The sequence below is a fragment of the Streptomyces sp. NPDC051976 genome (assembly GCF_040680795.1).
In the GTDB taxonomy this organism is placed as follows: domain Bacteria; phylum Actinomycetota; class Actinomycetes; order Streptomycetales; family Streptomycetaceae; genus Actinacidiphila.
The window spans coordinates 1-10,114 of sequence record NZ_JBFAXL010000117.1; the positions used below are offsets into that span (position 1 = coordinate 1).

The 10,114-nt window shown below is 69.4% G+C and carries 9 protein-coding genes and 1 pseudogene; 1 reads left to right on the forward strand and 9 read right to left on the reverse strand.

Annotation, left to right across the window (positions count from 1 at the left end; genetic code table 11):
* The 6 genes from AB0M29_RS44325 to AB0M29_RS44350 all read right to left on the reverse strand — a co-directional run.
* The coding region (locus tag AB0M29_RS44325; protein ID WP_365393371.1) for a thiopeptide-type bacteriocin biosynthesis protein at positions 1–855 on the reverse strand (855 nt) is incomplete at its 3' end.
* A 24-nt stretch (positions 856–879) separates the two neighbouring features.
* The gene (locus AB0M29_RS44330; protein WP_365393374.1) at positions 880–2,154 is read right to left on the reverse strand and encodes a lanthionine synthetase C family protein; all 1,275 of its coding nucleotides are present in this window, start codon (positions 2,152–2,154) and stop codon (positions 880–882) included.
* On the reverse strand, positions 2,151–5,222 hold the full coding sequence (locus AB0M29_RS44335; RefSeq protein ID WP_365393377.1) for a lantibiotic dehydratase: 3,072 nt from the start codon (positions 5,220–5,222) through the stop codon (positions 2,151–2,153). The genes AB0M29_RS44330 and AB0M29_RS44335 overlap by 4 nt, the downstream gene beginning before the upstream one ends.
* A gap of 85 nt (positions 5,223–5,307) precedes the next feature.
* On the reverse strand, positions 5,308–5,487 hold the full coding sequence (locus AB0M29_RS44340) for an FxLD family lanthipeptide (protein ID WP_365393379.1): 180 nt from the start codon (positions 5,485–5,487) through the stop codon (positions 5,308–5,310).
* Between the two features lie 214 nt (positions 5,488–5,701).
* Entirely contained in the window at positions 5,702–6,226 is a 525-nt protein-coding gene (locus AB0M29_RS44345; protein ID WP_365393382.1) for a hypothetical protein, read from the reverse strand.
* Positions 6,220–6,654 (reverse strand): ATP-binding protein, encoded by a 435-nt coding sequence (locus AB0M29_RS44350; protein WP_365393384.1) that lies wholly within the window; start codon positions 6,652–6,654, stop codon positions 6,220–6,222. The genes AB0M29_RS44345 and AB0M29_RS44350 overlap by 7 nt, the downstream gene beginning before the upstream one ends.
* 250 nt (positions 6,655–6,904) lie before the next feature.
* Here AB0M29_RS44350 and AB0M29_RS44355 point away from each other — a divergent pair, with 250 nt between their 5' ends.
* Positions 6,905–8,161: a helix-turn-helix domain-containing protein gene (locus tag AB0M29_RS44355; protein ID WP_365393391.1), complete on the forward strand. Its 1,257-nt coding sequence runs from the start codon at positions 6,905–6,907 to the stop codon at positions 8,159–8,161.
* Here the strand turns inward: AB0M29_RS44355 and AB0M29_RS44360 are convergent.
* The 3 genes and pseudogenes from AB0M29_RS44360 to AB0M29_RS44370 all read right to left on the reverse strand — a co-directional run.
* The gene (locus AB0M29_RS44360) at positions 8,158–8,694 is read right to left on the reverse strand and encodes an NUDIX hydrolase (RefSeq protein WP_365393386.1); all 537 of its coding nucleotides are present in this window, start codon (positions 8,692–8,694) and stop codon (positions 8,158–8,160) included. The two genes, AB0M29_RS44355 and AB0M29_RS44360, sit on opposite strands and share 4 nt — an antisense overlap.
* Before the next feature lie 218 nt (positions 8,695–8,912).
* Positions 8,913–9,311 carry a hypothetical protein gene (locus AB0M29_RS44365; RefSeq protein ID WP_365393389.1) on the reverse strand — a complete coding sequence of 133 codons (399 nt, stop codon included), beginning with the start codon at positions 9,309–9,311 and terminating at the stop codon, positions 8,913–8,915.
* An 8-nt stretch (positions 9,312–9,319) separates the two neighbouring features.
* Positions 9,320–10,114 (reverse strand): annotated as a pseudogene (locus AB0M29_RS44370) (hypothetical protein); the annotation flags it as partial.

Below are 10,114 nucleotides of genomic sequence, written 5' to 3' on the forward strand. Positions count from 1 at the left end.
GGCGATGGTGTCGGTGGTCACCGCCCCGACGCTAGTGGTCTTGGGCGTGCCCTCAGTGGACGCCGCGGTGTTGTCACTCGATCCCATGACTGCCTCTCGTGCGGTGCTGAACAGGGCGCTTTGGTCCTCCGGGAGGAGACCTGCGCGGTTGGCGTGGAAGATCACGTGGTGGGCGATGACGGCGCGCAGACCGCGAGAGAGCCTGCCCTCGGTCGCGAGGTGGGCCAGCGTCGTACCGGCCCGCTCGTACGCGGCCACCCACTCGGCACGCCCGTCGAGTGGCCCGCTTGGGCGGCACAGGCTGTGGGCATCAACCGTCATCAGGGTGCGCATCGCCGGTATCAGGGTGGCGGTCCGCTCCGGGGTGAGTGCTCCGGTGGCCGGTCGTAATGCGGCGGCTTTCGCCCATACGTCGCCTTGCTCGAACCAGTCGAGGCTGGCGGCGCGCATCATGGCGCTGATCAGGAGGACGGCGGTCTCCCGGCGGCCCAGGTGGCCGGGGTCGGGCTGGTACGTGAGCAGGTTGCGACTGTCCTCGTGGAACAGGTCGTGGGCGGCATCCATCGAGAGGGCTCCGCCGAAGGCGGTGAACTCCGGCTCATAGATGCCAGGCAGCCAGGACTTCACCGTGCCGTCGTCAACGAGTCCGCTCAAGGCCGACTGGACCAGCGGTGACGGCTGCGCGGCGCGGTATCGCAGCGGCCAGGGCTGTTTGTTCATGAACCACCAGCCGTCGAGCTGTCCGGCTTCCTCGGCCGCGAGCAGAGCGGGGCCGAGGCGTTCGGTGATGGCGCGCTTGGCGCTCTCTCGGTCGGTGAAGGTGACGTTGTGCTGGTGCCAGCGGTCCGGGTCCATGGGCGGGTCCTTCGGTCGGCGAGGTCAGGCGATGAGCAGGCAGGAGTCCCAGGGGGATGTGGGAGGCACCGCGGTGGCTGGTGCAAGGAGTGCCAGGGCGATACCGGCGGCGCCGTTGAGGAATCCGGGCCCGGCTTGCTCGTCCCGCACCATGGCCGCGGCGACGGTGGCGGGGTCTGTCCACGGCGGGCACACCGCGGTCAGGAGTGGCGAGATCGCCGCGCGGAGCTGTGGGGCGGTTGAAGGGTGCGCGTCGGCGGCGGTGCGGGCTGCGATGTGGGCCAGTCCGGCGTAGCCGTGGCACAGGCCGTTGTCCGTGGTGGCTTTGAGCTGTGCGGAGTTGGCGAGGACGGCGACGAGCGCCATTTCTGCCTCGACTTGACGGCGTCTGTCGCCGAGCGCGAGGGCGGCGAGCTGCTGGGCGCGGGCGAGGCCGGCGGTGCCGTAGCACCACGAGGGACGGCGTGGCGCGGACGGCGCGAGGCGCTCTTCGCGGAGTTCGGCGCGAGTGACCCAGTACGGCCAAACTGTGCCGGAGCCGGTGTCTTCCTGCCAGCGGTCTAGCCACGCCAGGATCGTGCGGATGGCTTCGTGGTGACCGGCGACCGCATTGCCGCGCCGGGCGGCGAAGGCCATCAGCGCGAGGACTCCGCCGATGCCGTGTGCCATGCCGCTGTTCGTGTGGCCCCCCGGGAACCGTTCGTCCGGGCGGCCGGAGGGCCCAGACGCGGTCCACCAGCCAGGCAGAGTCTCGCCGTCGTCGCTGACCGATTCGGTCAGGCGGACGCAGTAGTCGAGGACTCGGCTCAGCGTGAGGCTGTGCGGGTCGCGGTGCAGCAGGTAGGCGCCGTAGCCGGTGAGTCCTCGGATCACGTCGAACTCGGCCAGTTGCGGCAGGTGGCCGGCGTCGATGCGGCGGTGTGCGACGTCGAGACGTCGGCGGATGTCGTTGTCGATCTGCGCGTCGAGGGCGAGAAGGGCGCGCTGGTAGGGGCCGGGCTGGTGCTGGGCCGCGCAGACGACGGCGTGGGCGAGGGCTGGGGCGCCGTAGAACGGGTGGCTGTCGGGGCCGCTGGTGAACGGTTGCTGGGTGGCTGCGGCGAGCCAGTTGTGGGCACGCTGCCACGACCCCAGACCGGCTGCGGCTCGTTCGATGTGCAGCAGGGCGATTCCCGGGGGTCCGTAAGCGAGCTGCTGACGGTCGGTGGTTGTCGTGCGCGGGCCTACTGGGGCGCTCTCGGGGTCGGCCAGGAGGTCAGCGACGGCGTCCGCGACCGCCAGCGCGAGGTGCTGGGTCACCGTGCCCTCCGGGACAACCAGGCCAGGGCGGCGGCGCGGGTGAGATAGAGGCAGATCTCTTCCTCGGGGAAGTCGACCGCCACGTGCCGGACGAAGTGGACGTGCAGCAGCGAGGACAGGACATCGTCCAGGTCGATGCCTTGGGTGTCCGGACCGGGGAAGTGGGCGCGGTAGGTGGTGAGGGCTGTGTCCCGGTCAGCCCACGCCTCCACGGTGGCTTGGCCACCGGGTTCGTTACGCAGCACTGCCCAGTCGTTGGACGGGTCGCCGAGCCGTACGGTCTCGGCGAACTGCGGGCGGGGCACCGGGGCGGGTGCGGTGGAGGGGATGTGGGTGGTCAGCCATCGCATCGCGGCCTCGGTGCTGCCGAGGAACGCGGTGACGATGGCAATGGTGTGCGCGGCCACCAGCGCACGCTGGGGCGGGCGTTGGCGCTGGGTGAGTTGGGCCAAGACAGCGCGCGAATCGGCACGGAACACTTCCTCGGCGGCGTCCCATGCCGGGCCTGAGCCCCATCGGCCCATTTCGCAGTAGGAGGTAGGGAAGCGTACGTCCGAGAGCAGTCCGACGGCGCGCAACTCATTAGCCCAGACGCCGACTGTGCGGGCGGTCTCGGCGAAGGCGTCGGGATGAGGCAGGGCGATGCGCAGCCGCAGGTGGTGGTCGGGGTCGCGGAAGCGGATGTACCACCAGGGTGGGCCGCCGAGCCGGTCCAGCAGGTCGGGGACGTGCTGAGAGAGGAGGGCGTCCTGTCGCCGCCGGTCGCCGTAGAGGGTGGCCAGCAGCAGCGAGGAGACGCCGGGCATCTGGATCTGCTCCGGGGAGAGGGTACGGGCTGGGGCGGGGGTCGGCAGCGCGGGCCACGCCGGGGGCCGGGTCGCCTTGAGCGGTACGACGACCTCGTGCGCGCGGCCGTCGCACCAGCCGTAGGCGTCGGCGTCGGCTGCTTCCACGAGGATCGCCAACGGGGTGCGGTTCAGGTGCTGGCGCAGCAGGGTTCGGTGTGGCGCCTGGCCGAGGTCGAGAAGCAGGCGGCGATCGCCCTCGGCCAGGTGGACCCGGTGCGGCATCCGCCGCCGAGTCCGCCAGTCCTCCAGGGCGTTGGCCCACTGGGCTTGCGGGCGGTCGCGGCCGGGCAGTTCGGCGGCTTCCAGGCGCCACCGGGCCGGGGCGAGCACCGTACGGCCGTAACAGAGGCGGGGCAGGAACGGCATCGTGTTCGCGGCGCCCCAGTCGAACAGCGTGACCTGAGCGCATTGGGCCCGGGACAGCTCGGTGAGGAACCGGACCAGCGGCGGCGTGTGCTCCTTGAGGTTCAACGCGTGCATGCCCACGGCTTCGATCCGCAGCCCGCGCTCGGGTGCGGCGAGGTACATGCGGCGCCCGTCGCACGCCACCGCCAGGTCGGCCGGGCTGAGCACGTCGCCGGTCGGGGTGCGGTGTTCCTGGACGCTGATCACGGTGGGCAGGACTTGCAGAGCGCGCGTGACGTGGGCGCTGGTGGGATGAAGAGGCGGGAAAGACAACTGGACAGCGATGGTTCCGGCGTCGGCGGTCGGCAGGTCGGCCAGTTCTTCCGACAGCCGCTCGCGGTCCTCTGGGCCAAGCACGCTGAGGAACCGGCCTGTGGTGACGCCGACGCCCCTGGACACACTCGCCACCTCAAGCCGGAACCGGCCGCGCTGCAGTTCCTCGGTGCTGGCGGCCTGAACCCGGACGCCGACCTCCAGGTGCGGCGGCACCCTGGGCCGTTCGGGCCCCAAGTCCATCGCCCCGATCAGATCGTCGGTGAGGACCACTTCGTCGCGGCCGTCGAGGGCAGCGGCCTGGGCCAGCTTCACCAGAGTGTCGTCACGCACCGAGACGCGGGAGCGGCGTCCGTCTGAGGGAGCGCCCGGGTAGCCGTCGGGGAAGCCTGTGCCGCTGTCGGCGACTACTTCGTTGAGGGGCACCATCGTGCCGATGCCGTACCGCTCGTAGAACCGCCGCTGGAACGCCTTCCACGCCGCGGTCCCGTACGGCAGTGCACTGACCCTGGCCAGGACGAAGGCAGCGCGCTCGACCTCGCGCGCGACCTGTTCCGGCAGCTCGACCGTGGCGTCCAAGCGTAAGTCGAAGGCGAGGGGGTGGCGGCGCAGGTTTGGGACCAGGGCGCGCATTCGCTCGGCGGCACTGGTCCGGCCGCTGTGGGAGCGGCACCGGCGCAAGTCAGCTCGTACAGAACGAAGTTCACGCATGGTGTCTGCGACGGGAGCGATCGTGTCAGCGTTCACGGCGTCGAGCTGGTCCAGCAGATAATCCAAGGCGTCGGCCTCGGTGCTCGGCGCGTGCAGGATCGTGATCAGCACGTGGTTCTGGATCAGTGCCTGTATGAGTCGCTGCGCTCTCCCCGAACCTGCCGCGGGGAAGTCCGCAGCTAACTCGTCGGTGAGTACGCCCACACAGATGGGTTCGCGGGCAGCGTCCAGGACCGCCCGCACCGGACCGGTCAGGACCATGGATGCCTCGACCGCACGCCGCTGATCGCCGTGGCTGTCGGACTCGTACGGCACGACAAGATGCCCGCCGCGCACCTGAGCGGTGTTGTTGAGGACCACCGAGAGGCGCTCCAGCAACTCGGGGTACGACTCCAGCCGTCCGACGACGACGGACAGCCACTCCGCGCTCGCCCGTGCGACGACCGTGTGATCCGAACCCCACGTCGCGTCGGCGCGATGCCCGATGGCAGCCAAAGTGACTCCGGCGAACAAACCGAAGGGAGTGGACCGCTGCTCGGCGCGCAATACGTAGCGGGCCACCGAGGACGCGGCACGCCGCACATCGCGGTCGGTCGGGGTGCCGGAGGAACACAAGCCCCGAACCTGAGAGGCAAGGGCCGGGCTGGCGTGCTCCAGCACCTCGGCGACGTCCTCCTCGGACCAGACCTGCCGCAACCACGCGAGCCGTACCACCCCGCCACGAGGGGAGGGGTCATCGAGGTCCGGGCAAGGAGGGACAGGAAGCGCCGGCCGGGCGACCGCACGGACGAGCGCGGTCCTACCGGCACGGAACACGGTATTCGAAGCCATCACAACCTCTTGGTCCAGAGGGACAGCCGGTGCCTTCGCGCGGCGGGCCACGAAGACACCGGCCTGGGATCCCGTGCGCCTACGGTCAGGCCACGTTGGTGGTGCACGCACCGCAGGTCTCGCCGCAGCCGTCGTCGGTCAGGCTGACGAGGCCCGCGGTGTCGCCGACCTCGACCAGGGTGACGTCCAGCTCGAAGCCGTCTGTCGCGGCCGGGGCTGCGGCCGCCGGACTTGCTTTGGTGGTGTGCGTGACGTTGGGGCTCATGGAAACGGCCTTTCCTCGTAGGTGAATTACGCGTGGTGCTATCGATGTCCGCCTGCGCGCGAAGCCTGTTGAGCTGACTCCGCCGCAGATGCGGATCCCACCGACCCGCGGGGCCATGCCTGTCTGAAGGGCCGCTTTTCCTCGGGTCGGGGCTCTTGCGCCGCCTCAATGCACCGGATCCAGGTGCGGGGTTGAGGCGAAGGGGGCGGAGGGACTATCGCGGCACGAGCAGGATGACGAGCGCCCCCACGTCGAGGGGTTGAAAGATCAGCCTGTTCGCGAAACGCCGGACACCGGCGGCACTCGGCGGGTCCCGCGGAGCGGCGTGCCGACGGCGGCTCGGCCGCGGAGCGGGACGGGCCTGCGGCACCGCGCCGGCCGACGCTCCGTACACGGGCTGCATGAAGACCTCGTACCGGGCCTGGTCGTCGGTGAGCGTGAACGTCACCGGCCGGCCCTCCCCCAGCCGGTCCAGCGCCGCCTGTTGGGCCCCGTTGTCAGCCAGCCATGCCTGGGCCGGCCGTCGCGCGGGGCTGTCGAGCTGCACGGCGGTCTCCCGTACCCGGCGACGCATCCACTCCAAAGCCGCCGTCGGCGTCAGCGCAGTGTCGCGAGCGAGCCAGTAACGGCGCTGGTAACCCTCACGCTCGAACGCGGTGTGATTGCCTCGGTACTCGGCCACCGCAGGCAGTTGGGCATCGGCGACGGGAGGCGGAAGCAGAGTGCTGCCGCTCACCATGCGCGCTCACCGGTCTCGACGGTCGCCCATACGGTCTTGCCGAATGGCTGGCGGCCACGTGCGCCGAATGCGGACGCGCCTGCCCGGACCAGCAACAGCCCACGGCCGTTTTCCGCGTCTGGCGGGGCGATCACCGGTCGGGGATGGGTGGTGTCGGGGTCGTCGACCTCGATCAGGAGGCTGTCGCCGTTGTCGATGACGCGGAGCTGTACCAGGTGACGGCTGTCGCAGTGCCTGATCGCGTTGGTCAGCAGCTCGCTGACGATCAACGCGGTCGTGTCCACCGCGTCGCCGGGTACCTGCCAGACGGCGAGTGCCGCTCTGGTGTGACGGCGGGCGTCGCTCACCGACTTCGGGAGGGGCTTCAGCCACAGTTCCCACCTCTGCGCGGTGGCGTTGGCTTCGTCAGGTGGTGTCGATACGGGCATGGTGCTCCCCCTACATCGGGGCGCACCGCCCCTGTCGAGGTTCCAAGAGGTCACACCGCTTCAGCGGCGTGTTGGGGAAGCGTCCCGTTCCGCGGTGCCTGCCAAGAAGGCCCATGTGATTACCCAACATGGGTAACATTGCGAGGCGTCAGGTCTCGTTCACGCTGTGCAACCGAGGCGAGGGGAGCCGCCGATGCCCACGGCGGAAGGACCACGGGAACTGCCAGCAGCACTTCTCGCCGACGCGGAGATGATCCGTGCCTGTCGAGTGCGGGACTTCTCGGCCGTCTTTGCCCTGGTGCGCCGACGCGCGGGTATCTACCCGTCCAGGATCGCGTCCTTATGCGGCATGACCCCCAGTCGCGTGGGGGAGATCATGTCCGGGCAGCGCAAGCTCGCACATATCGACGTCATCGAGCGCGTTGCGGACGGGCTGCGCATCCCCGGCGCCATGCTCGGACTGGCCCACCGCCCCTGGGAAATCCCGCCGCGAGCCACCACCACCTTCACCGAACCGGATTCGCAGCCGCAGCGCGCGCCGAGTCCGCAGGCGGGCGCCACTCCGGCAGCCGACCTCGACGGCATCCTCCACCTGGTCGACACCGGCCAGGTCACCCGCTCCACCCTCGCCGCGATCCAGTCGTCCATCGAGGACTACTGGCGTCACGACGATCAGCACGGCGGTGCCGCGCTTCGCCCAGCCGTCGTCGGTCACCTGCGCTACGCACAGCAGCTCATCGACAGCACACGCGAAGGCCCACTCCGCAACGGACTGGTCACCCTCGCGGCAGAGCTCGCCCGCATGGCGGGCTGGGCATACTTCGATGCCCGCCAGTACAGCACCGCTCGCGGCTACTTCACCCAGGCCCTTCACCTGGCCCAAGGCGTAGGAGACCGGCAGTTCGTCGCCAACGTGCTCTCCTGCCTGAGCCTGCAAGCCACGTACGAAGGCGACGCCCACGAGGCGGCAGCCCTGGCATCCGCCGCGCAGGACACAGCCCGGCACACCGAATCCCCGGGCCTGGTCATGGCGATGCTCCACATGCGAGAGGCGTTCGCCCACGCCAGCCTGCGCGCCCCAGACGACTGCCACCGGGCCATCACAAAGGCGCACTCCCACTTCGAGCGCGCTCACGGAGGGGCGGCGCCGCAGTGGGTGCGGTACTTCGACGAGACCAAGCTCATTGTGGACACCGGCATCGCCCTGGCCCAGCTCGGCGAACACCGACAGGCGGAGCCATTGATCGCCGAGGGCCTGCGCCGAGAGCACCGCGACCAGCAGCGCGGCCGGGCCTTCCACGCCTTCTGGCTCGCCTCCACACAGTTGCACAACGGCGCTCTGGAGCAAGCGTGTTCGACCGCAAGCGTGGCCCTGGACCTGGCCACCAACGTGGACTCCCCGCGTGTGGTCGGCCACGTCCGCGAGTTCCACACCAGCCTGGCCAGCCACGCCCAGGAAGCCCCTGTCGTCGCCTTCGAGGCGAAGATGCGCCAGGCGTTCGCCTAGGCCTTCGTCGCCTCGTCCACGAGCAGGTAGAGCAGCCCAATCAGAGAGCCGCTGGACACGACCTCGCGCCGGTCGATCATGCCCCGGATGTCCGCCAGCGGGATCCACTCGATCCGGTCGGTCTCGTTGACCTCAGTCGGCGGCCCCACGTACGTGCCGACGTCGGCGCGGAAGACATAGTGCTCAGAGTCGGTGATGCCGTTCGCGGGCTGGCCATAGATCAGCGGCTCGACGCCCTTGACCCGCCAGCCGGTCTCCTCCTCCACCTCACGCACCGCGGCCTGCTCCGGCGTCTCCCCCTCCTCGATCAACCCCATGGGCAGCTCCCACGCCCACGTATCGGTGATGAACCGGTGCCGCCACATCATCAGCACCCGCTTCTGGTCATCGACCACCGCGGCCACCGCGAGATGCCGCAGCTTGAGCACGTGGTGCTCCCAGCGGCGCCCGTCCGGCTGCTGCACGTCCACCAGCCACAGGTTCACCCACGGGTTCTCGTAGATCGGCCTCTCACCGTGGACTTCCCACTGCATGCTGCTGCCCCTCTCACGCCGCTGATCGCCCCAGCATCCCAGCCAGGCTCGGCTCGTGTCCCAACTCCAGGATGCGCCAGCCGGATCACGCTTCCACGCTCTGGCACAACCCGCACCCAGAGGGTGAATGCCATGTGCAGCTCCACCTGGAAGCGGCGCAGAGGATCAGCCTAAGATCCACGATCGATCAAGGCGCCAGAAGCCGGGCGGCACTCCTCTCAGAAGGCGGGAAGTAGCGCGGCAACGGAGGAGTGAACTGCCTGGGCGGCGGCGACGACGCTGGGGATCGCGGCACAGGCGGTGGTCAGCGTTTCGAGCATGAAGCGTAGTGCTCCTGGGTCTCGGTCCGCCGTGTTCAGACGGGGGCTGATCTCGTCGAGAGCGCGCAGGGCTTGTGCGGCCTCGGGGCGCTGGGCACTGAGGGCGTCGAGCAGTTGCCGCAAGTCTTGGATGCTGTCCTGGGCGCGCTCCACCGCTCCGGGCGCCAGGTGGTTGGTCTGTGAGACGTTCGAGGAGAACGCGGCGGCCTGCACTGGGCCGGACATGTGACCGCTGTTGATGACGCCGAAGTTGGGGCCTCCGGGCGTGGGGTCTGGGTGGTTGCGGCCGAGAGGCATGGTGACTCCTAGCTCATCTGCACGTCGTTGGAGAAGGGAGCTGCTTGGACGGACCCGTTCATGGTCCCGCCGTTCATAACGCCGAAGTTGTAGATGGCGGTGGCTTGCTGCTGGTAAGCGGCGATGTCGACGTTGTGGTCTCGAAGGAAGATTTCCGTAGAGTCGAAGACGCGGCGCTGCATCATCTGGACGTAGTAGCGGGCGTCGTCGTTCATGTGCATGTCGCTGATCCAGCGCAGGCTGTAGACCTCCCGCAGGCTGACGGGTCCCGGCTCCCGGCCGAGTTCGGGGGTTTGCTTGGGCCTGCGCCGGAAGAGCTGGCTGACTCCCGCCGCCATGTCGCCAACGGCGTGCAACGCGGCCAGGCCGAACCACCGGAGCGTACGGGGATTCTGGCCGCCGAGCCCATCGACAGCCGGGTTGAGCGGGGCCATGATGTGCGGTCGCACGGTGACGCGCAGGAATCCGCCTTCGTAGGCGAAATGGACGAGGATGGACGCCATCAATTCCCCATTCCATGCGATGACTCGCGCCCAGATATAGCGGCGGGCGGCGTCACTTCCCGGCACGACGCTGACCTTGTCGTTGACAGCGAGGGATTGCAGGCCTCTCCATGCGGCATCGTCCAGCTTGTCCCAGCGCTCACGGGAAATGCCGGCTATGCCGATGACGTCGATACGAGGCTGCGGGTGGCTGCGGTCATGGGAAGGCGCAGGGTTCCCCAACCGCTTGGCCACGTAGGCATGCAGGTCTGTGTCCTTGAAGTGCTTCATCGGTTTGCGGGCGCTGGTTCGGTTCCCGTG